The organism is Streptomyces sp. BK340 (assembly GCF_007827595.1).
Classification (GTDB): Bacteria; Actinomycetota; Actinomycetes; order Streptomycetales; family Streptomycetaceae; genus Streptomyces.
The window spans coordinates 270,972-294,114 of sequence record NZ_VISR01000005.1 but is presented as its reverse complement, the minus strand read 5'-3'; the positions used below and the strand labels follow the sequence as shown (position 1 = coordinate 294,114).

Sequence of the window (23,143 nt, the reverse complement as noted above, 5' to 3'; positions counted from 1 at the left end):
TCCCACCTGCCCTGCACGGCCCGGACCCTTCGGCGACACGTCCACCAGCGACCTCCCGCGCCTGCGCGACCCGGGCGGGCTGGCCTCCTCCGGCCGCGGCCTGCTCCTGATCGAACTGTTCGCCCATGCATGGGGGGTGGACCCCCGGGGGGCGGGCAAGAGCATCTGGTTCGAGCTCTACGAGTCCGACGGCGCGGGCGCGCCGTAACGCGCGTGCAGTTCGTGGACGACGGCGAAGGCGGCGGCGGTCAGGGGCACCGCGAGGAGCATGCCGAGGATGCCCGCGACGGACGCGCCGGCGGTGATCGCCAGCATCACCACCGCGGGGTGCATCTGCACGGTCCGGCTCTGGATCACCGGCTGGAGCACATGCCCCTCCAGCACCTGCACCGCGACCACGACCCCGAGCGCCCACAGCGCGATGACGAAGCCGCGGTCGGCGAGGGCGACCAGCACGGAGATCGCGCCGGAGAGGAAGGCTCCGAGGTAGGGGATGTAGGCGGTGACGAAGACGAGCGCGGCGAGGCCGACGGCGCCGGGCACGCGCAGGATCAGCAGGCCGATGCCGATGAGGGTCGCGTCGATGAGGGCGATGACGGTGGTGCCGCGCATGAACCCCTCGACGGCCTCGTAGGAGCGCCGCGCCATGGCCTCCAGGGTGTCGGCGGTGCCCCCGGGCGCGACGGCCCGCAGGTTGTCGACGACGCGGTGGGAGTCGCGCAGGAAGAAGAAGACGAGCAGCAGCGCGAGAACGGCGATGGCGATGCTCTCGCCGACGACGCTGACCCCGCTGATGACGTTGGAGGCCGCCGTCCCGCCGAACTTGCTGAGCAGCTTGCGCGAGTTGGCCGCGAGGTCGTCCAGCCCGGTCCCTGCGGCTCCGAAGTGCTGCGCCACCGACCTGGCGGCCTCCCGGAGGGAGGCGATGATCTGGTCGCCGGTGTCGATGAGCGCGGCGACGACGATGTAGACGGCGCCACCGACGACGGCCACGACGGCCACACAGGTCACCCCGGCCGCGAGCGACCGCTGCACCCCCGCGGCCACGAGTCTGCGGTGCAGGGGCCCGAGCAGGGCACTCCCGAGCAGGGCGAGCAGCACCGGGATGACCGCGGTCCTGAACTCCCCGCACAGCAGCACCCCGACCCACCCGACGCCGGCGACGAGCAGCAGCACGGCACACCAGGCGGCGAGCCGGCGAACAGGCTCGGGCAGCAACGACACGCTTCCAGCGGATCACGGGCGGTCCCGGCTGTCCTGCCACGGGACTCCGGGCGGGTGAGGCGGGCCGGGAGACAGGCTCCGGGGGTCCAGGAGGCCGAGCCTCCTGGACCCCCGGGGTGCGGTCCCTGGTCCTGGTACGTCAGTCCTGCGGGCCGGTCTCCGACATGCCGTGGACGGCGGGGATCGTGCCCAGGCGGCCCTTCTGGAAGTCCTCGAAGGCCTGCATCAGCTCGTCCTTGGTGTTCATGACGAACGGGCCGTAGTGGGCCATGGGCTCACGGATCGGCCGGCCGCCGAGGAGGACGACCTCGAGGTCCGGGGTGTGCGAGTCCTGCTTCTCGTCCGCGCGCACGGTCAGCGAGGAGCCAGTGCCGAACACCGCGGTCTGGCCCAGCTGGATCGGGCGGCGCTCGGTGCCGACCGAGCCACGGCCCGCCAGGACGTACGCGAGGCCGTTGAAGTCCTCGCGCCAGGGCAGGGTGATCTCGGCGCCCGGGGCGAGGGTCGCGTGGATCATCGTGATCGGGGTGTGGGTGATGCCGGGGCCCTGGTGGCCGTCCAGCTCACCCGCGATGACGCGCAGCAGCGCGCCGCCGTCGGGGGAGGTCAGCAGCTGGACGTTGCCGCCGCGGATGTCCTGGTAGCGCGGGGCCATCATCTTGTCCGCGGCCGGGAGGTTCACCCACAGCTGCAGACCGTGGAACAGACCGCCGGACATGACCAGCGACTCCGGCGGGGCCTCGATGTGCAGGAGGCCCGAGCCCGCGGTCATCCACTGCGTGTCGCCGTTGGTGATCGTGCCGCCACCGCCGTTGGAGTCCTGGTGGTCGAAGATCCCGTCGATGATGTAGGTGACGGTTTCGAAGCCGCGGTGGGGGTGCCACGGGGTCCCCTTGGGCTCGCCCGGCGCGTACTCCACCTCGCCCATCTGGTCCATCATGATGAACGGGTCGAGGTGGCGGTAGTTGATTCCGGCGAACGCCCGGCGCACCGGGAAACCCTCACCTTCGAAACCGCTCGGAGCGGTCGTGACGGCCAGCACGGGGCGTGCCACGGCGTCGGCCGGCGCGGTCACACGGGGCAGCGTCAGCGGGTTCTCGACGGTCACTGCAGGCATGGTCGGTACCTCCTTGTGCGCCCACTTTAGTTGAGCGTTGAACTTTCTGCCACCCACAACACCGACGGCCCGGAGGGCATTCCCTCCGGGCCGTCGATGTCGCACGGGCAGCCGGGCGCTCGGGTCGGCTGGGTCAGTTGCTGAAGTACAGGTACTTCCAGGAGCCGTACGTCGTGGAGTTCACGGAGTCACCGGACGAGCCGTTGACGTACACGGAGCGCATCCGGGCCCGGATGCCCGACTCACCGGGCGCCCCGAGCTGGACGGCCGACTTCCCGTTCGTACCGAGCGGGAAGTACTGCGAGTCCCCCGGGTGCCACGAGCCCTGGTAGTAGACCTGGAGATCGAAGCGCTGCTTGCGGCCCGGGTAGTAGCTCATCGTCGTGGTGAGCAGGGGATCGGTGCTCTTGTGGAACCAGTAGTACGACGTCGAGCCGATCTTGGCCGTCTTGTAGTGCCGGGAGACGGCGGTGGAGACGCTGACCCGGGCGTACGCCGTGACCTTCGTGGTCTTCGGCCGGTAGCGGGAGTCGCCCGCGAAGACCGCGGTGACGGCGGTGTCGCGGGACATGTCCAGGGTCACGGACAGGTTGCCGCTGGTGTTGACGGTGCCGGACTTCACCAGCTTCTTCGGCTTGTCCGAGCCGAAGGGGTCCGCGTAGATCTCGACCTTGCGGTTCTTGTACGTCGTGCCGAGGTGTGCGGTGAACGTCACATCGGCGCCGTGGTTGTACAGCTTGCCGTTGTTGTTCAAGGTCAGCGTCGTCGCGGCGCGGGAGACCGCGACCTTGTCGGAGGCGGTGGCCGACGTGTGCTCGGCGTCGCCCGCGTAAGTGACCTTGTACGTGACCGTGCCGCCGGCCGGCGGGGTGTCCGTGAAGGAGTAGGTGCCGTCCGCCTTCACCGTGACGGCGGGCAGGGCCTTGCCGCCGGGACTGTCCAGGTCGGTCCGGGTGACCGCGAGCTTCGCGCCCGTGGGGAGCGGCACGTTCGCCGTGATCCTGCCCTTGACCGTGAGCTGCTTGGCACGGGTCGCGGAGGCGGGCGCGTCGGCGGTGAGGGTCGGCACGCTGAGCGTCGGGCCGGTGTACGCCTTCAGGGTGAAGGTGTTGCCCGTGCCGGCGAGGGCGAACAGCCGCGAGGAGTCGGGGGCCCACGCCACATCGCCGATGCTGGACGACGTGCCCGTCTCGAAGCGGCGCACCGGTACGTCGGCGCCCTGCTTGTAGACGTTCACATGACGGTCGTAGGCCTGGGCGACCAGACCGCTCGGCGAGACGTCACCGGACCAGCCCGTCTCCGTCAGGCTCCCGCCCTCCGTGAAGGTCCCGTCGGCGTACGAGAGCTTCCGGGAGCCGTTCAACAGCACCTGGGAGCCGCCGGCCACGAGGTCGACGTCGGCGAAGTTGTACCCGCCGTCGCTCTTGGCGACCACCTGCGGGGTGGCTCCGGAGACGTCGAGCACGTTCACCGCGCCCGGGCTGTCGCCGCTGTCGAGGAAGGCCAGCCGACCGGGTGCGGACGGGTCGGCGTCGAGGACCGCCGCGTTGTAGTACGGGGCGACCGTGTCCGGGAGCTGTCCGAGGGCCACCGCGGCGGCCGCGTCGGCGGCAGCGGGGTCGATGGCACCGAGGTTGCCGTGGAAGGCACTGTCCTCGCCCGTGGTCCGGTACGAGAACCAGAGCCGTCCGCCCGCGAAGGCGACCTCGCGCGGGTCGACGCCGTCGCCGAGGGCGTAGTGGGTCTTGACCTGCAGGGTGGCGGCGTCGAGGGCGACGATCTCGTGACTGGTGGGCAGAGCCGCGTACAGGGTGAGGCCGTCGTCGGAGAGCGCGAGATCGCTGGGGCGGCCGAAGCCGACGTTCACGCCGACCAGGGTGCCCTTGTAGTCGGTGGCCAGGATCCGTCCGTTGTCCTGGTCGGCGACGAAGACACGCTGGAGGGCGCCGTCCGCGACGAGGCCGACGGGCTGGGTGAGCACGGCGGACTCGGCCGAGGCGGAGCCCGCCGCGGCAACGCTCAGCGCGACCGAGCCGAAGAGGACCGCGAGCGCCGTCGCGGCCGAGGTGCTGCGCATGGGCACAGTGATGAACCCCCACAGGAGATCCCGGGTTCGCCGGGAGATGAGAGCGCCGCGCGGCACCCGGACGCGACGGCCGGAGGGCGGTGGCGTGCAGGGCGCGGCTGCAGGGGGCCAACTCTATGGCATGCGTGCGACAAGTAAAGAGGGAGTAATGAGGGCGTAACGGCGTCTAGCCGTACATGCGCCGCATCGCGAACTCCACCATCTGCTCCACCGCCTTGGCGTCGAACACCATCCGGTGCTCGCCCTCCATGTCCAGGACGAAGCCGTACCCGGTCGGCAGCAGGTCGATCACCTCGGCGCCGGTGATGACGAAGTACTTGGACTCCTTGCCCGCGTACCGGCGCAGCTCCTTGAGCGAGGTGAACATCGGGATCACCGGCTGCTGAGTGTTGTGCAGGGCCAGGAAGCCGGGGGTGTCACCGCGCGGGCAGTACACCTTCGACGTGGCGAAGACCTGCTGGAAGTCCTCCGCGGTCACCTGCCCGGTGGTGAACGCGCGCACCGCGTCCGCGAGCGAGGGCGGGGACGGCTCGGGGTACAGCGGCGGCTGCTGCCCGTAGCCGCCGACACCGCCCGGCATCTGCTGCTGCGGCTGGGCGTACCCCTGCTGGGCAGCGCCCCCGTCCATGGGCTGGCCGTATCCGTACATGAGGCAAAGCGTACTGAGTCACAGATGACCGGTTCGGGGTTGCTTCTTATTACCGACGGGTAGCATCATCGTAGCTACTTGTTGGTACGTGAACGATGCGAGGAGTCAGTGCCTCGCCGAGTCCTATACGGAGCCGTCACCATGGGGCACTACAAGTCCAATCTCCGCGACATCGAGTTCAACCTCTTCGAAGTACTCGGCCGCGACAAGCTGTACGGCACCGGTCCCTTCGAGGAGATGGACACGGAGACCGCCAAGAGCGTGCTCGAGGAGCTGACGCGCCTCGCCGAGAACGAGCTGGCAGAGTCCTTCGCGGACGCGGACCGCAACCCGCCGGTCTTCGACCCCGAGACGAACACCGCCCCGGTCCCGGCGTCCTTCAAGAAGAGCTACAAGGCCTTCATGGACTCCGAGTACTGGCGGCTCGGCCTGCCCGAGGGCATCGGCGGCACCACGGCTCCCCCGTCCCTGATCTGGGCGTACGCGGAGCTGATCCTCGGCTCGAACCCGGCCGTGTGGATGTACTCCTCCGGCCCGGCGTTCGCCGGCATCCTCTACGACGAGGGCAACGACGTACAGAAGAAGATCGCGCAGATCGCCGTGGAGCGGACCTGGGGCTCCACCATGGTGCTCACCGAGCCCGACGCGGGCTCGGACGTCGGCGCCGGCCGTACCAAGGCGGTCGAGCAGGAGGACGGCTCCTGGCACATCGAGGGCGTGAAGCGCTTCATCACCTCCGGTGAGCACGACATGGAGGAGAACATCCTCCACTACGTGCTGGCGCGTCCCGAGGGCGCCGGCCCGGGTACCAAGGGCCTGTCCCTCTTCCTCGTCCCGAAGTACCACTTCGACTTCGAGACCGGCGAGCTGGGCGAGCGCAACGGCGTCTACGCCACCAACGTCGAGCACAAGATGGGCCTGAAGGCCTCCAACACCTGCGAGATGACGTTCGGCGACCGCCACCCCGCCAAGGGCTGGCTGATCGGCGACAAGCACGACGGCATCCGCCAGATGTTCCGCATCATCGAGTTCGCCCGCATGATGGTCGGCACGAAGGCGATCTCCACGCTGTCGACGGGCTACCTGAACGCGCTGGAGTACGCCAAGGAGCGCGTCCAGGGTCCCGACCTCGCGCAGTTCATGGACAAGGCCGCGCCCAAGGTCACCATCACGCACCACCCGGACGTGCGCCGCTCGCTGATGACGCAGAAGGCGTACGCGGAGGGCATGCGCGCCCTCGTCCTCTACACCGCCTCGGTCCAGGACACGATCGCGCTCAAGGAGGCGAGCGGCGAGGACGCGAAGGCCGAGCACGCGCTCAACGACCTGCTCCTGCCGATCGTGAAGGGCTACGGCTCCGAGAAGGGCTACGAGCAGCTCGCCCAGTCGCTGCAGACCTTCGGCGGCTCCGGCTTCCTGCAGGAGTACCCGATCGAGCAGTACATCCGCGACGCCAAGATCGACACCCTGTACGAGGGCACGACCGCGATCCAGGGCCAGGACTACTTCTTCCGGAAGATCGTCCGCAACCAGGGCGCGGCCCTGAACTCCCTCGCCGAGGACATCAAGAAGTTCCTGGCGCTCGGCACCGGCGGCGAGGAGCTGGCGGGCGCCCGCGAGCACCTCGCGAAGGCGGCCGTGGAGCTGGAGGCGATCGTCGGCCTGATGCTGACCGACCTCGCGGCCACCGAGCAGGACGTCAAGAACATCTACAAGGTGGGTCTGAACACCACCCGCCTGCTGCTGGCCTCCGGTGACGTGATCGTCGGCTACCTGCTGCTCAAGGGTGCCGCGATCGCCGCCGAGAAGCTGCAGACGGCCTCCGCCAAGGACAAGGCGTTCTACACGGGCAAGATCGCGGCGGCGAAGTTCTTCGCGGCCAACGTCCTGCCGGGCGTCACCCTGGCCCGCAAGATCTCGGAGAAGGTCGACCTGGACCTGATGGAGCTGGACGAGGCCGCGTTCTGACCTTCCGAACGACCCGCTCCGCACCCCACTGATCGCCTGCGTGGGCCCGCTCCCGTACCGGGGGCGGGCCCACGCACGTCGTTAAGGTAAGCCCATGAGCGCACCAGCCCGCTTCGACCGCGGCCACACCGACGACCTGATGTCCTTCCTGGCGGCGAGCCCGTCGCCGTACCACGCCGTGGCGAACACCGCCGAGCGGCTGGAGAAGGCGGGCTTCAGGCAGGTCGCCGAGACGGACGCCTGGGACGGGGCGAGCGGTGGCAGGTACGTGCTGCGCGGCGGGGCGATCGTCGCCTGGTACGTCCCCGAGGGCGCCCAGCCGCACACGCCGTTCCGGATCATCGGCGCGCACACCGACTCGCCCAACCTCAGGGTCAAGCCGCAGCCCGACGCCGGGGCGCACGGCTGGCGGCAGGTCGCGGTGGAGATCTACGGCGGCCCGCTGCTGAACTCCTGGCTCGACCGGGACCTGGGCCTGGCCGGGCGGCTGACCCTGCGCGACGGCAGCACGGTCCTGGTCAACGTGGACCGGCCGCTGCTGCGGGTGCCCCAACTCGCCATCCACCTGGACCGTTCGGTGTCCTCGGAGGGCCTCAAGCTCGACAAGCAGCGCCATCTGCAGCCGGTGTGGGGGCTCGGCAACGACCTGCGCGACGGCGAGCTGATCGCGTTCCTGGAGGCGGAGGCGGGACTCCCGGCGGGCTCGGTGGCCGGCTGGGACCTGATGACGCACTCGGTGGAGCCGCCCGCGTATCTCGGCCGGGACCGCGAGCTGGTCGCCGGTCCCCGGATGGACAACCTGCTGTCCGTGCACGCGGGCGCGGCCGCCCTGGCCTCCGCCGCGACCTCCGGCGCCCCGCTCACCCACATCCCGGTGCTGGCCGCCTTCGACCACGAGGAGAACGGCTCGCAGTCGGACACCGGCGCGGACGGCCCGCTGCTCGGCACCGTGCTGGAGCGCTCGGTGTTCGCGCGCGGCGGTTCGTACGAGGACCGGGCCCGCTCCTTCGCCGGCACGGTCTGCCTGTCCTCCGACACGGGCCACGCCGTCCACCCCAACTACGCGGAGCGGCACGACCCGACGCACCACCCCCGGGTCAACGGCGGCCCGATCCTCAAGGTCAACGTCAACAACCGCTACGCCACGGACGGTTCGGGCCGGGCGGTGTTCGCCGCGGCCTGCGAGAAGGCGGGCGTGCCGCTGCAGACCTTCGTCTCCAACAACTCGATGCCCTGCGGCACCACGATCGGCCCGATCACCGCGGCCCGGCACGGCATCCGGACCGTCGACATCGGCGTGGCGATCCTGTCGATGCACAGCGTGCGCGAACTGTGCGGCGCCGACGACCCGTTCCTGCTCGCGAACGCACTGACGGCGTTCCTGGCGGACTGAGCCCCACCGCCCGTCTCCCCGACCCAGCCGCCCGGGGCATGCCCCGGGCGACGCCGGGTACCCGGAAGGTCCGCAGATTCCGGACCGGAAGGGGAGGCGACGACTCATGGGCCTCGGTGGCTGCATCATCCTCATCGCCGTGGGAGCCATCCTCACGTTCGCGACCGACTGGCACATGCAGGGAGTCGACCTCCACATCGTCGGCGTCATCCTGATGGCCGTCGGGCTCATCGGCACCGCCACGTTCAGCGGCATCGCACGGCGCCGACGGATCGTGGTGCCGCCGACGCCGGTGGTCGAGGAGGAACCCCACCACCATCACCACGGCGGCGGCTACAGCGACGGGTACGGCGTGTGAGGTTCCCCGGCCACCGCTCGGCTACTGCTCGGCCATCCCGGCCAGGACGAGCGGCAGCCGGTCCGCGCCGCCCTCGGTGAGGCGGACCGGGACGCCCCAGTCCTGCTGGTGGACGTGGCAGGCCGGGTACTCGACGGACGGATCGTCGTCGCAGGACGCCGCCATGGCGGAGACGTGCAGGACACCCTCCGTGACGGCCGGGTCGAACTCCAGGGTGCGGGACAGATCCGTGCCGGCGCCCTCGCCCTTCAGGAGCAGTTCGGGCGGGGTGGAGGAGACGAGGAGACGGGTGGCGGGGCCATGTCTGGTGTCGGGCTTCTGGCCCGACGGGGCCTGGAAGACGACGTCCAGCCGGAGTTCACCGGGGGCGACTTCGGTGGCCGCGCGCCGGCTGCGAGGGGCGACCGCCGCCACCCGTACCGCCTCCTCCGGCAGCCGCAGCCGGGTCAGACGGTGCCGGGCCGACTCCACGACCACGATGTCCTCGCCGACGACGAGGACATCGCTGGGCTCGCGCAGATCGGTGGCGAGGGTGCTGACCTCGCCGGTCGCGGGGTCGTAGCGGCGCAGAGCGTGGTTGTAGGTGTCGGCGACCGCGACCGATCCGTCCGGGAGGACGGTGACGCCCAACGGGTGCTGGAACAGGGCCTGGCCGGCGGCGCCGTCCCGGTGGCCGAAGTCGAACAGGCCCTCGCCGACGGCGGTGTGGACATGTCCGTCCGGGTCCACCCAGCGCAGTGCGGAGGTCTCGGAGTCGGCGAGCCAGAGCCGGTCGGCGGTGGCCGCGAGGCCGGAGGGCTGCGCGAACCAGGCCTCGGCGCCGGGGCCGTCGACCAGGCCCTCGTTGGTGGTGCCTGCTCCCACGGCGACGGTCCGCGTGGCCGGGTCGTACGTCCACAGCTGGTGGACGCCGGCCATGGCGATCCACACCCTGCCGCCGAAGACCGCCACGTCCCAGGGGGAGGAGAGGTCGGTCTCGCGGGCCGGGCCGGAGGCCGGGGACCCCTGCCGCCACTGGCGGCCGGTGCCAGCCAGGGTGGTCACCTCGCCGGTGGCGAGATCCAGGCGGCGCAGGGCGTGGTTGACGGTGTCCGCGACGATCACGGACGTGCCGTCGTCGAGCAGCGCGAGGCCCTGCGGCTCGTTGAAGGAGGCCTCCTGGGGCCCGCCGTCGGCGAACCCGCGCGTGCCGCTGCCGATCCGCCGTACGACGGTCTCGGCGTCCTCGGCCAGCTCCACCAGCTGGTGCCGGGTGGTGTCGCTGACCAGGAACGTCCCGCCCGGCAGCAGCAGCGCCTTGCCGGGGAAGCGCAGCACCGTCGGCTCGGGCTCCGGCGGCACGTACGGCCCGTCGCCGCGGCGCAGGGTGCCCTTCGCCTCGTGCTCGGCCGCCAGCTCCCCGACCAGCCGCTCGATGGCGTGCACATGGCCCTCACCGGCGTGCTGGGCCACCACGTAGCCCTCGGGGTCGATGACGACGAGGGTCGGCCAGGCCCGGACCGCGTACTGCTTCCAGGTGGCCAGCTCGGGGTCGTCCAGCACCGGGTGCTCGACGCCGTACCGCTCCACCGCGTCCACGACCGCGCCGTGCTCGGCCTCGTGCACGAACTTCGGCGAGTGCACGCCGATGACCACCACCGTGTCCCGGTGCTTGTCCTCCAGTGCGCGCAGCTCGTCCAGGACGTGCAGGCAGTTGATGCAGCAGAAGGTCCAGAAATCCACAACAACGCACTTACCTCGCAGGTCGGCGAGCGTCAGCTCTTTGCCTCCCGTGTTCAGCCAGCCGCCCTTGCCGACCAGCTGGGGGGCGCGAACACGGGCGCGGCGGCGGGGTGCGGAGTCGGTCATGATCCCAAGGGTGCCACCCGGCACCGACAGCGGGCCGGCGCGCCCGCCCGGGCCCTCAGTCCTGGCGGATCACGTCCGTGCCGGGGCCGCCGGAGAGCGTGTCGCGGCCGGCGCCGCCGTACAGCCTGTCGTTCCCGCTGTTTCCGTACAGCCTGTCGTTGCCGCTGTTTCCGTACAGGACGTCGTTGCCCTTGCCGCCGTACAGCGTGTCGGCGCCCGTTCCGCCGGAGATCCTGTCGTTGCCGTCGTCGCCGGAGAGGTACTGGCTCCCGGCGCCGCCGTGCAGCGCGTCGTCGCCCCTGCCGCCCTGCACGATGTTGTCGCCGCCGCTCGCGTAGACCGTGTCGTTGCCGTCGCCGCCCCAGGCCAGGCCCTCCGCGCCCACCGTGAGGGTGTCGTTGCCCGCGTCGCCCGAGGCGTAGGCGCCGTCGAGGCGGCCGCTGTCGGTCAGCCTGTCGTTGCCGGTGCCGAGGGATATCTCGGCGTAGTAGTAGACCTGGTCGGTGGTGTTGTCGTAGGCGACCGTGTCGTTGCCGTCGCCGAGGTTCATGATCAGGGCGGCGTACGGGTCCTGGCTGTCCACGTCGGTGACCGTGCAGGAGACCTTCGTGCGGTCCGCGCTGTCGGGGTGGGCGCAGTCGTGGCCCGCGTTGATCGGGACGACGTCGTCGATCACGTAGGTGATGCCCGTGCGGTCGGCGGTGAGCGACGCGGTGACGGTGGCCTTGTTGGTCTGGCCGGGGGCGGCCTTGTAGGTGAGCTGCCAGTCGTACTGGTTGACCGAAGCGGTGGCCGGCTGCGGGGCGGCATCGGCGCTGCCGGACAGGGTGAGCGGCACGGCCAGGGCCGTGCCGAGGGCCAGTGTGACGGCTCGTACGACCCGGTGCCGGGCGGGACGAGAGGGCATGCGGACCTCCGAAAGGAACGTGCGGAGCCTGTGCGGCCTACGCGACGTCCGACTCGGCGCCCGCCCGCCTGGTTGGGCAACTTCCTTACATGAACTGGAAGTTCACCTGCGAGACACCTATCCTCCCGCTCGATTCCGGTGCCGGGTCAGGTGAGTGCGTGGCCGGTGGTCGCGTCCACGTGCTCCGGCACCTCGTCGTGCCGGTCGCCCACCGAGAAGGTGCCGGTGGGCTCGAAGACCAGGATCCCGCTGGGCACGGGCGCGTACGGCTTGTGCCAGGTGCCGCGCGGGACGGTGAACACCGAGCCCCTGGGGAGGACGACCGTGCGTTCGCCGGCCGGCTCCCTGAGGGAGATGTGCAACTCGCCGTCGAGGACCAGGAAGAACTCGTCGGTGTCGTCGTGCACGTGCCAGACGTGCTCACCCTCGACCTTGGCGATGCGGACGTCGTAGTCGTTGACCGCGGTGACGATGCGCGGGCTCCACTGCTCGGAGAAGGAGGCGAGGGCCGCCTGAAGGGAGATCGGTTCCATGCGTTCATCGTCCGGGGCGCCGGGGCGGCCGACGAGTGCTAGAAATCGCACATGCCGCAAGATTCCTCTCAGCCCGTGCGGCCCCACCGGGTCGCCGTGATCGTCGACGGGGGCACGAACCCGTTCGAGGTCGGTGTCGCGACCGAACTGTTCGGGCTGCCGCGCCCCGAACTGGGCCTGCCCCGGCCCCTGTACGCGGTGACGCTGTGCGCGCCGACGCCCGAGGTGCGGATGAACCACGGCTTCTTCACGCTGGCCGCGGTGCCCGGCCTGGAGGCGGTGGACGAGGCGGACACCCTGGTCGTGCCCGGCCGCCCGGACAACGTCGTACCCCGCGGGCCCGAGGTCCTGGACGCGATCCGGCGCACGCACGCGCGTGGCGCCCGGGTCGTGAGCTTCTGCACCGGCAGCTTCGCGCTCGCCGAGGCGGGGCTCCTCGACGGAAGACGGGCCACCACCCATTGGCTGTGGGCCGACACCTTCCGGAAGCTGCACCCGGAGGTCCGGCTGGAGCCCGACGTGCTGTTCGTGGACGAGGGCGACGTCCTGACCTCCGCCGGCAGCGCGGCCGCACTCGACCTCGGGCTGCACATCTGGCGCCGGGACCACGGCGCGGAGATCGCCAACGCGGTCTCCCGCCGCCTGGTCTTCGCCGCCCACCGGGACGGCGGCCAGCGGCAGTTCGTGGAACGCCCGCTGCCCCCGGTCCCCGACGAGTCGCTCGGCCCGCTGCTGGCCTGGGCGCAGGAACGGCTGGGCGAGCCGCTGACGGTGGCGGACCTGGCCGCCCGCGCGGCCGTCTCCCCCGCGACCCTGCACCGCCGCTTCCGCGCCCGGCTGGGTACGACCCCGCTGGCCTGGCTCACCGGGGAGCGGGTCGCGCTCGCCTGCCGGCTGATCGAGCGGGGCGAGGAGCGCCTGGACGTCGTGGCGGCCCGCAGCGGCCTCGGCACGGCGGCCAACCTGCGCGCGCGGCTGCGCCGCGAGACGGGGCTGAGCCCGTCGGACTACCGCAGGCGGTTCGGACCGGAGCCCGCCCCTACGTCCGGCTCCGCCCCCTCCGGTTCCGTTCCCACCGGCTCCGCTACCGCCGGCTCCGTGGCCCCCGGGTCCGTTCCCCCGGGTTCCGTGATGATCCCGCCGGGCCGGGGAACGGTCCCCGCATGAGACTCCTCGTACGCGACCGGCTCCTCGGCATCGGTGACGACTACTGGATCGAGGACGAGCACGGCCGGAAGGTCTTCCTCGTCGACGGCAAGGCCATGCGGCTGCGGGACACCTTCGAGCTGAAGGACGCACAGGGGCGCGTCCTGATCGACATCCACCAGAAGATGCTCGCCCTGCGCGACACCATGGTGATCGAACGGGACGGCGAAGGCCTGGCCACGATCAAGCGCAAACGGCTCTCTCTGCTGCGCAACCACTACCGGGTCGCGCTCGTGGACGGCACCGAACTGGACGTCAGCGGCAAGATCCTCGACCACGAGTTCGCCATCGAGTACGACGGCGAGCTCCTCGCGGTGATCTCCCGCCGGTGGCTGCACCTCCGGGACACGTACGGCGTCGACATCGTGCGTGACGACGCCGACCCGGCCCTGCTGATCGCGGTGGCGGTGTGCGTGATCCATCTGGCACAGCGGGAGCGGGAGGACGACTAGGGGGTTTCGTCTGGATCAGGTCGGATCAGGCCGCCGCGTCCGGTGCGGTGCATCGCAAGGCGGAGGATCACCCGCGTACTGGGCGTACTCGGGTGGTCCGACAACGCGGCGAGGTGCCGTGCCGGGCGTCACGGACCCGGGCTGATCCGAACGAAACCCCCTAGGGTCTCCTGTGGCCGCCCGGGCTGTTCAGCGGCGCGGCGGTGCCAGGCCCAGCATCCGGTCCTTCAGGGCCGGGAACTGTTCGCGGGTCGCCGTCACCTTCGCGGGGTCGAAGTCGACCGTGAGGATCTCCTCGCCCGCGCCCGCCTCGGCGAGCACCTCGCCCCAGGGATCCACCACGATCGAGTGACCCGCCTGGGGAACTCCGGCATGCGTGCCGGCCGTTCCACACGCGAGCACGAACGCCTGGTTCTCCACCGCCCGCGCCTGGGCCAGCAGCGTCCAGTGCGCGCGTCGCCGCTCGGGCCAGCCCGCCGGGACCACCAGCGTCTCGGCGCCGGCGTCGACGAGGGAGCGGAAGAGTTCGGGGAAACGGAGGTCGTAGCAGGTGGCCACGCCGAGGGTGGTCCCGGGCAGCCGGACCGTCACCAGGTCACGCCCGGCGCTCATCAGCACGGCCTCGCCCTTGTCGAAGCCGAAGCGATGGATCTTGCGGTAGGCCGCGGCCAGCTCACCGGAGGGGGAGAAGACGAGAGACGTGTTGTAGAGGGGAGCGTCGCCCGCGGCGGAGCCGCTGTCGGACGGGGCCCGTTCCGGGATCGAGCCGGCGTGCAGCCACACGCCCGCGTCGCTCGCCGCCTTGGCCATCACCTCGTAGGTCGGCCCTTCGAGCGGCTCGGCCTCCGGGCCGAACTCCTCGTAGGCGAAGGCGCCCGTGGTCCACAGCTCGGGCAGAACGACCAGGTCGGACCCGGCCTGTTCCCGGACCAACGAGGCCACACGCTGCCGCCGATCGGCAACCGATTCGCCCTGGTCCACGGCAATCTGGATCAACGAGGCGCGCACACTACCACCGCCCTGGCATTCGAGTCGTCCACACGGGCCTACGATCGTCACACGAAAGCACTGCCGGGGTGCCTCACAGCAGCGTAACTTAGCGACTCGAGACACCCGCCGAGTGCAGCCACCTCCCACTGGCAACGCCGCCACAACCGCCCGTGTACCAACCGCCGAGGGGTCCCGTTCCGTGAGTCTGCATCCCACCCTCCAGCCCTACGCCGACGCCTGGACCCACTCCATCGACGCGATATCCGAGTTGGTCGGCGCGCTCCCGGAGGGCGAGTGGAACCGACGGACGCCCTGCCCGGGCTGGTCCGTCCGTGACGTGGTCTCGCACGTCATCGGTCTGGACTGCGAGATGCTCGGCGACCCGCGTCCCATCCACACCCTCCCCCGAGACCTCTTTCACGTCACCAACGAGCACCAGCGCTACATGGAGATGCAGGTCGACGTCCGCCGCCACCACACGGCGCCGGAGATGACGGCCGAGCTGGAGTACACGGTCATCCGTCGCAACCGCCAGCTGCGCAACGAGTCCCGCGACCCCGGCACCAAGGTGCGCGGCCCGCTGGGCACCGAGGTCACCCTCGAACAGGCGATGCGCACCCGCGCCTTCGACGTCTGGGTGCACGAGCAGGACCTGCGCACGGCCCTCGGCCGCCCCGGCAACCTCGACTCGCCGGGCGCGCACATCACCCGCGACTTCCTGCTGGCCGCGCTCCCCAAGGTGGTCGCCAAGGACGCGAACGCGCCGCGCAGTTCGGCCATCGTCTTCGACGTGCACGGCCCGATCGAGTTCCTGCGCACCATCCGCGTGGACATCCAGGGCCGCGGCAGCCTGGAGACCGCCCCCGCCCTGGGCCCCGCCGCCACGCTCACCCTCGACTGGGAGACGTACGTCCGCCTGGCATGCGGCCGCGTGACCCCGGAGGCGGTCGCGGACCGGCTGAAGACGGAGGGCGACCCGGACCTGACGGCGGCGATCCTGCGCAACTTCACGGTGACTCCGTAGGGCCTGCCGGAGGCCTGACCGGAAACGGGCGGTGCGCGGACGGGGGCAAGAAACTCAGGCGGGCACGTGCACCGTCTCCACCCGGCTCGCCACCAGCCGCTCCCGCTCCCGCCGGGCCGCCCGCCCCCGCAGCCGCAGAATCTGGCTCACTCCCAGCGCCTGCAGCACGAACACCGCGGAGAAGGCCACCGAGTAGTCGTCCCCGGTCGCGTCCAACAGCACCCCGACCGCGAACAACGTCGTCATGGAGGCGACGAACCCGCCCATGTTGGTGATCCCCGACGCCGTCCCCTGCCGCTCGGGCGGGTTGGCCGGCCGCGCGAAGTCGAACCCCAGCATCGACGCCGGCCCACACGCGCCGAGCACCGCGCAGAGCACCACCAGCAGCCACATGGGCGCATGCTCGCCCGGCCAGAGAATGGTCAGCGCCCACAGCGCCGCCGTCGCCCCGACCGTGCCCAGCGCCAGCGGCAGCCGGGCGGCGTGGTGCCGGGCGACGATCTGGCCGTAGACCAGCCCGATCACCATGTTGCACAGGACGACGAGCGTCAGCAGCTCACCGGCCGTGGCCCGGGACAGCCCCTGGGCCTGGACCAGGAACGGCAGCCCCCACAGCAGCAGGAACACCATCGCCGGGAACTGGGTCGTGAAGTGCACCCACAGCCCCAGCCGGGTCCCGGGCTCCCGCCAGGACGCCGCGATCTGCCGGCGGACGTAGGCCGCACCCTGGTGCGGGACCGGCCCCGGCTCGTGCCCCTCGGGGTGGTCCCTCAGGAGCAGCAGCGTCAGGACGAACACGACGACACCGGCCAGCGCGCTGCCCGCGAACGCCGGGGTCCAGCCGAGGCCGTGCAGCAGCCGGGCCAGGACCAGTGTCGAGACCAGGTTGCCCGCCATGCCGACCAGGCCCGCGAGCTGGGCGACCAGCGGCCCGCGCCGGGCCGGGAACCAGCGGGTGCCGAGCCGCAGGACACTGATGAACGTCATCGCGTCACCGCACCCGAGCAGCGCCCGTGAGGCGAGCGCCGTGCCGTAGGAGGGTGAGAAGGCGAAGCCGAGCTGGCCCGCCGTGAACAGCACCGTGCCGATGCCGAGCACCTTCTTGGTGCCGAGCCGGTCGACGAGCAGGCCCACCGGTATCTGCATGCCTGCGTAGACCAGCAGCTGGAGGATCGAGAAGGTCGAGAGGGCGGAGGCGCCCACGTGGAAGCGGTCGGCCGCGTCCAGCCCGGCGACACCCAGCGACGTCCGGAAGATGACGGCGACGAAGTAGACCGAGACTCCCACGGACCACACCGCGACGGCGCGACGCCCGCCCGGCGGGTCACCCGGCAGGGTGGCGTTGCTCATCGGACCTCACCCCGCGCGAGGTGCGAGAACCAGCTCACGTGCCGGTGCACGACCCCGACGGCCGCCTCCGCGTCCCCGGAGCGCAGCGCCTCGAGGATCTCCGCGTGCTCGGCGAGCGTCTTGGTGATGCGGTCGGGGTGGGAGTGCATGACCGCCACGCCCATCCTGAGCTGCCGGTCGCGCAGCTGGTCGTAGAGCCGGGACAGGATCTCGTTGCCGCCGCTGCGCACGATCTCGGCGTGGAAGCAGCGGTCGGTCTTCGCGGCCGCGGCCAGGTCACCGGCCGCGGCCTGCGTCTTCTGCTGCTCCAGCAGCTCCGCCAGCCGCTCCAGCAGCGCCGGCGGGGCGGGTACGGCCTTGCGGGCCGCGTGCTCCTCCACCAGCAGCCGGGTCTCCACCACGTCGGCGATCTCCTGCGCGGAGACCGGCAGGACCAGGGCACCCTTCTTCGGGTACAGCCTGATCAGACCCTCCACCTCCAGCCTGAGCAGCGCCTCCCGGACCGGCGTGCGAGAGACCCCCACGGCCTCGGCGAGCTCCCCCTCGGTGAGCAGCGTCCCGCCCTCGTAGCGGCGGTCGAGGACGCCCTGCTTCACATGGCTGTAGACACGGTCGGCGGCGGGTGGTTGCTTCGTGGGCGTGGCCATGCCCACAGGATAGATACAACACGTACGCATGAGCAGTTTCGTCCATCATGCGGACGTGATGCAGATCTCCCCCAGCGACCACACAACCTTCTGTGCTACTTACGTGTCACACATCTGCGGCCCTGCTCCCTTGCCACCTCAACTTGGCCGCACAGTAGGGGCATTCAAGACAATCGGGGTATCTCACTTTGAATACCGGCATTAAAGGCACCCGCCGCTTCCGCCGAGCAACCGCTCTCGCCGTCACCTCCGGCGCCCTGCTCGCCACCGGTGCCTTCACCGCGACGCCCGCGCAGGCCGTCACGACGCCCTCGATCGTGGCCAAGGGCGGCTACCTCATGAACAACGCGAACAGCTCGACGTTGTTCAAGAAGGCGGCCGACACGACGCTCGCCACCGGCTCCACCACCAAGATCATGACCGCCAAGGTCGTGCTCGCCCAGTCGAACCTCAACCTCGACTCCAAGGTGACGATCAAGAAGGAGTACAGCGACTACGTCGTCAGGAACAACGCCTCCCAGGCGCACCTGATCGTCGGCGACAAGGTCAAGGTGCGCCAGCTGCTGTACGGCCTGATGCTGCCGTCCGGCTGCGACGCCGCCTACGCGCTCGCCGACAAGTACGGCAGCGGCTCCACCATGGCCAAGCGCGTCTCGAGCTTCATCGGCAAGATGAACACCGCCGCCAAGAACCTCGGCCTGACGCACACGCACTTCGACTCGTTCGACGGCATCGGCAACGGCAACAACTACTCGACGCCGCGCGACCTGACGAAGATCGCCAGCAGCGCGATGAAGAGCTCCACGTTCCGCACGGTCGTCAAGACGAAGTCGTACACGGCGCAGACGATCACCAAGACGGGCAGCACCCGCACGATGAACCCGTGGGTCAACACCAACGGGCTCCTCAACAGCTACAGCGGCACCATCGGCGTGAAGACCGGCTCCGGCCCCGAGGCCAAGTACTGCCTGGTCTTCGCCGCGACCCGGGGCGGCAAGACGGTCATCGGCACCGTCCTCGCCTCCACCTCCATCGCCCAGCGCGAGGCGGACGCGAAGAAGCTCCTCAACTACGGCTTCGCCAAGCTCGGCTGACGCCACTCGAGGCAACCGGGCCCGTCGCGGGAACGCGGCGGGCCCGTCGCGTAGGGTGCCCCCGTCATGGACACACAGGGGGACACCGCCGAGCCGTGGGAGACGGCCGCCCCGCTCGTCCGGGCCGCGCAGGGCGGGGACGCCCTGGCCATGGACGAGCTGCTGACGCTGGTGACGCCCTACGTGACCCGGCTGTGCCGCCCGATCGCGCCGGACGACGTGTCCGACGCCGTACAGGAGTCGCTGGTCGCGGTCTTCAAGGGGCTGCGCGGCCTGCGCGACCCGCTCGCCTTCTACGGCTGGGTGCGTACGGTCGCCGTCCGCGAGGCGGTTCGGATCGCCCGGCGCACCGCGGTCGAGGAACCGGCCGACCCCGCCGACCTGTCGCGGCTCGGCGGACTGCGCACCGGCACCGACGGCGAGCTGCCCGCCGACGTCCGGGACGTGCTCGCCCGGCTGCCGGTACGGCACCGCGCGGTCCTGGTCCTGCGCGAGCTGGAGGGCCTGGACGAGGCCGCCGTGGCCGAACTGCTCGGGGTCCCCACGGGCACCGTCAAGTCCCGGCTGCACCGGGCCCGTTCCGCGTTCCGGAAGGCGTGGTCGCGATGAACACCGATCCCGTACGACGCCTGCGCGTCCTGGCCGCCGGTCTGCACGCCGGCCTGTACGGCGAGGAGCACCTCCCGCTGCCGTACGAGCAGGTCTGGGCGGTCGCCTCCGACCTCTCGGCCGAACTGCCCCATCTGGTCCCCTTCCTGGATGAGTTCCGCGTCCCGCCGGGCGACGCGGACCGCAAGCAGGCCCTGGCCGTGGGCCGCTCGGGTCTGCGCGAAGCCTTCGAGGTACGCCTCGCCCCCGGCTGGTGCCTGATGCAGTCCCGCCTGATCGTGGGCGGCATGGCGGCCGTTCCTGAGGGCTCCGGCACACGCTTCGCGGTCCTCGGCGCCACCCGCCCCGCCGCCCTGCGCCCGGTCCAGTGGATCTACGGCCGAACGCTCGGCGAGCCGCGCGGGCGGGCGTTCGTCCACCGGCTCGCCGAGCGTGCGGCACTGCGCTAGCTGTACTCGGTCATGACTTTGGTGACAGTCGGGTGATCGGTGGCCGGCCGCCGAGCGCAGTGTGCCGGCGGCCAGTGTCGTAGAAGTGCAGCCAGGGCGCGAGTACAGCTAGCGCGGCACGGCGAACAGTTCCCCGATCCCCTCGGCGACCGCCTCCGGCCGCTCCTGCGGCAGGAAGTGCCCGGCCCCCGGCACCAGCCGCACGGTCAGCTCGTCGGCGTACGGCTCCGACCCCGCGAGCAGTGACGGCGGGACCACGACGTCCCGCTCCCCGCCCAGCAGCAGCGTGGGCACGGTCAGCCGGTGCCGGCGCCAGGTGCCGCGGACCAGCGCGGGGATGTCGTGCAGCACGTACTGCCAGAACAGGGACTGTGCGGCGGGCGCGCTGACGGAGGTCGCGGCCGCGTACTCGGCGAGATCGGCGTCCGTCCACACGCCCGGGTCGGCCGCCTGGTGACGCAGCAGGAAGCGGGTGAAGCCGGGCCGGTGCCGGAGTACGGCCCGCCCGAGCACCGGGTACTCGACGAACGCGGTGTACCACATCCGCCACAGGTTGGGCAGGACCGCCCGGTGCCGGGGCCAGGGGTGGGGCATGTTCAGGGCCAGGTACCCGGTGAACCGCTCCGGCGCCCGCAGGCACAGCCGGAACCCCAGGTACGCGCCCCAGTCGTGACCGACCAGCCCGACCCGCTCCAGCCCGAGCGCGTCCAGCAGTGCGAGGGCGTCCTCGGCCAGGGCGTCCATGTCGTAGCCGTGCGGGGTGGGTTCGGACCAGCCGAAGCCGCGCAGGTCCGGGCAGATCAGCCGGTATCCGTCCGGAAGCAGGGCGGCGACCTTGTGCCAGGCGTACCAGTGCTGCGGGAAGCCGTGCAGCATCAGCAGCGGGGTGCCGTTGCCGCCGTACTCGGCGAGGTGCAGCCGGGTGCGCCGGACCTCCAGCCTGCGGTGCTCTGCACGTATGTCCTCCGGCATCGGCCGGTCGGACACGACCACGGTGTGCGGTGCCATCCATGACCCCTCTCGGGCCCGTGCGGTCCCCCGTCGGGTCCGCGTCGCCGGGTCAGGAGCAGGGGTGGGTGCGAAAGGTTCCCTCCTTTCTCATCTCAGCTCATCTCGTCTCTCCTTCCCGTCCGGCACCAGGGCCGGGTTCTCACGAGAGCTGGTCGTACGTCTTGAAGGTGTAGGAGGCGTCGTAGGACATCAGGTTGTGGCCGGCCGCCGGCAGGCCGAGCCGTCGGTTGAGGGAAGGGGTGAGCGGACCGCAGTGCTCGGCCGCCGGAGCGGTGAAGGTGTCGTCGTACGCCGAGAACTCGATCACCGGCGGATCCTGGGAGACCCACTTGGAGGGGCCCGAGCGCTTCAGCCGGAAGTCGACGGGTGCGCTCGCGCCGATGGTGCAGCCGTGCGGCAGCAGCGGACCCACGAGCCGGAAGCGGAGGCTGAACGTGCCGGTGTAGAAGTCGGACCGGCCACCGTACTCCGGCTGTATCGCCATCCCCAGCGCCGGCGCGTGATCGCCCGCGGGGGTGCCGGTCAGCCCGCCCGGCACGGCGGTCGGCGTGCTGTGCATCGCTCCCCACACCTGCCCGTTGCTGCCGTCCGGCAGAGGACCCTCGGCATGCGTCATGGTGATCGGGGCCAGATCCACTGTGACCGCGCCCATGGTCAACCGCGGTGCGGCGGTGTGCACTTCGCACCTCCAGCGGGCCGGGTCGACACCGTCGGGCAGAGCGGGACAGTCGCCGAAGCCGGTCGCGGACGCGGTGGTGGACGCGGTGGTGGAACGAGGCGCGGAGTAGGCGACACCCGGCGCGCACACCGCTGCGGTACCGGCGAGGACGGCGGCGCCGGCGACAGCGGCGAGACGGCGGGCGGTGGCGGAAGTCGGGCGAGCAGCAGTGGATTTCGTCATGCGCCCAACGTGCCGCTGCTGTCACTCGACCACCATCGGTGACATCCCCGGCACGACCCGGAGTCACCCCTGATGCCCTGTCAGGGTTCTGGCCAATGCCCCTTTCGGGACGGGCCTCTTCTGCCCGCCCTTCTCCTCCCGGTCCGTCTCTTCGCATGCCGCGTCGCACTATTTACCCCCGCTACCATGCGGTCAATTTAAGGCAGTTGAGATCACTCTCGCTCAATAGCGGTCCACGCCAGCTGAATCGGCGATCTTCCCTCTCAATGATGAATATCCAGATTGCAGTTGGCATATTCGATTTCCTCCGCTCTACCTTCCGCAGCGGAGGTGGTTCACATGAACGAACCCAGCAAGCAGGCGAAGCCCGCCGGACGGCACGAAGCGATCGACATCAGCGACTTCGTGTACGCGGCCACCGGAGCCCGGGTACGACGGCTGACCATGCCGGACGGGACGCATTGGTTTCCGGCTGTGGATGTCTGCCGGGAACTCGGGCACACCAACTCGAGGAAGGCTCTCGCCGACCATGTCCCGGAAGAGCACCGAGAGATCCTCGAGAACGTAACTGGAGGTTACGGTCTCAGCATTCCCGCAGGTCGGGAGTGGCGCCGAGACATGAATCTGATCGATCTCCAGGGCCTGATCCTGCTCGTCCAGGCCTGCACGAAACCCTCCTGCGCCCCCTTCAAGCAGTGGGTCGCCGAGGTCGTCGAGACCGTGCAGCGAGAGGGTTCCTACACTCTCGAAGAGGCCGAGGTGCAGCCGGCCGAACCGGGCGCGCCCATCGCGTACGCCATGCCGGAGCAGGTCGCGGAGGCCATCGTCCGGCTTGAGGCGCACAACCTTCAGCTGGACGAGGAGCTGGCGAACGGGCAGCGCGAATCGGTCGAGCTGCAGAAGGAGATGCTGGCCGTCCAGAGGGAGACGCTGGCGACGCAGAAGGCCACACTCGCCGTGCAACAGGCCATGGTCCGGGCGCTGGAACGCATCGCAGACCGGTTCGACGCCCTGACCCTCGTCCGCGCCGCCCCCACCGGTCACCCCACCACGGAGACCGTGCTGGCCGACTGGCGGCAACGGCTGTCCGTGACGGAGGACGTGTGGACGGTTGCTGTGGTGATCGCCCCGGTTCTCGTCGAGAGCGGTGAGCTGCGCGAGCCGCTCGAATCGATCGCGGCCCGTACGGGGCTGTCGGTGCGCCGCGTCAACGAATGCCTGCGCCTGCTGCGCAAGCACGCCTGCATCCGTTCACGGGGCGCGGCTGAGGACGGCGCACCGGTGTATGTGCTGAACCAGCCCTGAGAGAGGGGGCGGCCGCAAGACA

The 23,143-nt window shown here is 70.8% G+C and carries 22 protein-coding genes and 1 pseudogene; 11 read left to right on the top strand and 12 right to left on the bottom strand.

Annotation, left to right across the window (positions count from 1 at the left end; all coding sequences use genetic code 11):
* Nucleotides 1-49: 49 nt before the first annotated feature.
* A pseudogene (locus FB157_RS48355) lies at nucleotides 50-208 on the top strand (ATP-binding protein); the annotation flags it as partial.
* Here the strand turns inward: FB157_RS48355 and FB157_RS13205 are convergent.
* The 4 genes from FB157_RS13205 to FB157_RS13190 all read right to left on the bottom strand — a co-directional run bounded on the left by FB157_RS13205 (nucleotide 178) and on the right by FB157_RS13190 (nucleotide 5,076).
* Nucleotides 178-1,224: an AI-2E family transporter gene (locus tag FB157_RS13205; RefSeq protein WP_145879154.1), complete on the bottom strand. Its 1,047-nt coding sequence runs from the start codon at nucleotides 1,222-1,224 to the stop codon at nucleotides 178-180. The pseudogene FB157_RS48355 and the gene FB157_RS13205 overlap by 31 nt on opposite strands.
* 139 nt (nucleotides 1,225-1,363) lie before the next feature.
* A complete protein-coding gene (locus FB157_RS13200) occupies nucleotides 1,364-2,341 on the bottom strand; it encodes a pirin family protein (protein ID WP_145879152.1) in 978 nt (325 codons plus the stop codon).
* A gap of 133 nt (nucleotides 2,342-2,474) precedes the next feature.
* Nucleotides 2,475-4,418: a YncE family protein gene (locus FB157_RS13195; RefSeq protein WP_186581481.1), complete on the bottom strand. Its 1,944-nt coding sequence runs from the start codon at nucleotides 4,416-4,418 to the stop codon at nucleotides 2,475-2,477.
* Nucleotides 4,419-4,593: 175 nt separating this feature from the next.
* A complete protein-coding gene (locus FB157_RS13190; protein WP_145879148.1) occupies nucleotides 4,594-5,076 on the bottom strand; it encodes an SseB family protein in 483 nt (160 codons plus the stop codon).
* A 141-nt stretch (nucleotides 5,077-5,217) separates the two neighbouring features.
* Between FB157_RS13190 and FB157_RS13185 the strand changes: the two genes are divergently transcribed.
* From FB157_RS13185 to FB157_RS13175, 3 genes are all read left to right on the top strand, one after another.
* Nucleotides 5,218-7,044 carry an acyl-CoA dehydrogenase gene (locus FB157_RS13185; protein ID WP_145879146.1) on the top strand — a complete coding sequence of 609 codons (1,827 nt, stop codon included), beginning with the start codon at nucleotides 5,218-5,220 and terminating at the stop codon, nucleotides 7,042-7,044.
* Between the two features lie 94 nt (nucleotides 7,045-7,138).
* Entirely contained in the window at nucleotides 7,139-8,437 is a 1,299-nt protein-coding gene (locus FB157_RS13180) for a M18 family aminopeptidase (RefSeq protein ID WP_145879144.1), read from the top strand.
* A 106-nt stretch (nucleotides 8,438-8,543) separates the two neighbouring features.
* Nucleotides 8,544-8,795 carry a DUF6458 family protein gene (locus FB157_RS13175; RefSeq protein ID WP_145879142.1) on the top strand — a complete coding sequence of 84 codons (252 nt, stop codon included), beginning with the start codon at nucleotides 8,544-8,546 and terminating at the stop codon, nucleotides 8,793-8,795.
* A 21-nt stretch (nucleotides 8,796-8,816) separates the two neighbouring features.
* Here FB157_RS13175 and FB157_RS13170 read toward each other — a convergent pair whose 3' ends face one another.
* From FB157_RS13170 to FB157_RS13160, 3 genes are all read right to left on the bottom strand, one after another.
* Nucleotides 8,817-10,643: an NHL domain-containing thioredoxin family protein gene (locus FB157_RS13170; protein WP_145879140.1), complete on the bottom strand. Its 1,827-nt coding sequence runs from the start codon at nucleotides 10,641-10,643 to the stop codon at nucleotides 8,817-8,819.
* A 55-nt stretch (nucleotides 10,644-10,698) separates the two neighbouring features.
* Entirely contained in the window at nucleotides 10,699-11,550 is an 852-nt protein-coding gene (locus FB157_RS13165; protein WP_145879138.1) for a calcium-binding protein, read from the bottom strand.
* Between the two features lie 146 nt (nucleotides 11,551-11,696).
* Nucleotides 11,697-12,083 carry a cupin domain-containing protein gene (locus FB157_RS13160; RefSeq protein WP_145879136.1) on the bottom strand — a complete coding sequence of 129 codons (387 nt, stop codon included), beginning with the start codon at nucleotides 12,081-12,083 and terminating at the stop codon, nucleotides 11,697-11,699.
* 51 nt (nucleotides 12,084-12,134) lie between these two features.
* On the opposite strand from FB157_RS13160, the gene FB157_RS13155 reads away from it, so the two are divergent.
* Together FB157_RS13155 and FB157_RS13150 are read left to right on the top strand one after the other, a co-directional pair.
* Nucleotides 12,135-13,250, top strand: coding sequence for a helix-turn-helix domain-containing protein (locus tag FB157_RS13155; protein WP_145879134.1), 1,116 nt, complete (start codon nucleotides 12,135-12,137; stop codon nucleotides 13,248-13,250).
* Complete coding sequence (locus tag FB157_RS13150; protein WP_145879132.1) at nucleotides 13,247-13,741, top strand: LURP-one-related/scramblase family protein; 495 nt, start codon at nucleotides 13,247-13,249, stop codon at nucleotides 13,739-13,741. The genes FB157_RS13155 and FB157_RS13150 overlap by 4 nt, the downstream gene beginning before the upstream one ends.
* A gap of 189 nt (nucleotides 13,742-13,930) precedes the next feature.
* Here FB157_RS13150 and FB157_RS13145 read toward each other — a convergent pair whose 3' ends face one another.
* Nucleotides 13,931-14,749 carry a carbon-nitrogen family hydrolase gene (locus FB157_RS13145; RefSeq protein ID WP_145879130.1) on the bottom strand — a complete coding sequence of 273 codons (819 nt, stop codon included), beginning with the start codon at nucleotides 14,747-14,749 and terminating at the stop codon, nucleotides 13,931-13,933.
* A 181-nt stretch (nucleotides 14,750-14,930) separates the two neighbouring features.
* On the opposite strand from FB157_RS13145, the gene FB157_RS13140 reads away from it, so the two are divergent.
* Nucleotides 14,931-15,755 carry a maleylpyruvate isomerase family mycothiol-dependent enzyme gene (locus FB157_RS13140; protein ID WP_145879129.1) on the top strand — a complete coding sequence of 275 codons (825 nt, stop codon included), beginning with the start codon at nucleotides 14,931-14,933 and terminating at the stop codon, nucleotides 15,753-15,755.
* Between the two features lie 54 nt (nucleotides 15,756-15,809).
* Here the strand turns inward: FB157_RS13140 and FB157_RS13135 are convergent, their stop codons facing one another.
* Nucleotides 15,810-17,105, bottom strand: a complete 1,296-nt coding sequence (locus FB157_RS13135) for a nitrate/nitrite transporter (protein WP_145879127.1) — start codon at nucleotides 17,103-17,105, stop codon at nucleotides 15,810-15,812.
* Complete coding sequence (locus FB157_RS13130; RefSeq protein WP_145879125.1) at nucleotides 17,102-17,752, bottom strand: GntR family transcriptional regulator; 651 nt, start codon at nucleotides 17,750-17,752, stop codon at nucleotides 17,102-17,104. The genes FB157_RS13135 and FB157_RS13130 overlap by 4 nt, the downstream gene beginning before the upstream one ends.
* 188 nt (nucleotides 17,753-17,940) lie before the next feature.
* Between FB157_RS13130 and FB157_RS13125 the strand changes: the two genes are divergently transcribed.
* The 3 genes from FB157_RS13125 to FB157_RS13115 all read left to right on the top strand — a co-directional run bounded on the left by FB157_RS13125 (nucleotide 17,941) and on the right by FB157_RS13115 (nucleotide 19,904).
* Nucleotides 17,941-18,846 carry a D-alanyl-D-alanine carboxypeptidase family protein gene (locus FB157_RS13125; RefSeq protein WP_145879123.1) on the top strand — a complete coding sequence of 302 codons (906 nt, stop codon included), beginning with the start codon at nucleotides 17,941-17,943 and terminating at the stop codon, nucleotides 18,844-18,846.
* Between the two features lie 66 nt (nucleotides 18,847-18,912).
* A complete protein-coding gene (locus tag FB157_RS13120) occupies nucleotides 18,913-19,455 on the top strand; it encodes an RNA polymerase sigma factor (protein ID WP_145879121.1) in 543 nt (180 codons plus the stop codon).
* Entirely contained in the window at nucleotides 19,452-19,904 is a 453-nt protein-coding gene (locus FB157_RS13115; protein WP_145879119.1) for a hypothetical protein, read from the top strand. The genes FB157_RS13120 and FB157_RS13115 overlap by 4 nt, the downstream gene beginning before the upstream one ends.
* A 108-nt stretch (nucleotides 19,905-20,012) precedes the next feature.
* On the opposite strand, the gene FB157_RS13105 is transcribed toward FB157_RS13115, so the two are convergent.
* Together FB157_RS13105 and FB157_RS13100 are read right to left on the bottom strand one after the other, a co-directional pair.
* Nucleotides 20,013-20,912, bottom strand: a complete 900-nt coding sequence (locus FB157_RS13105; RefSeq protein WP_145879118.1) for an alpha/beta fold hydrolase — start codon at nucleotides 20,910-20,912, stop codon at nucleotides 20,013-20,015.
* Between the two features lie 142 nt (nucleotides 20,913-21,054).
* Entirely contained in the window at nucleotides 21,055-21,816 is a 762-nt protein-coding gene (locus FB157_RS13100; RefSeq protein WP_261386292.1) for a hypothetical protein, read from the bottom strand.
* Between the two features lie 339 nt (nucleotides 21,817-22,155).
* On the opposite strand from FB157_RS13100, the gene FB157_RS13095 reads away from it, so the two are divergent.
* Nucleotides 22,156-23,121, top strand: coding sequence for a Bro-N domain-containing protein (locus FB157_RS13095; RefSeq protein WP_145879116.1), 966 nt, complete (start codon nucleotides 22,156-22,158; stop codon nucleotides 23,119-23,121).
* Nucleotides 23,122-23,143: the final 22 nt, after the last annotated feature.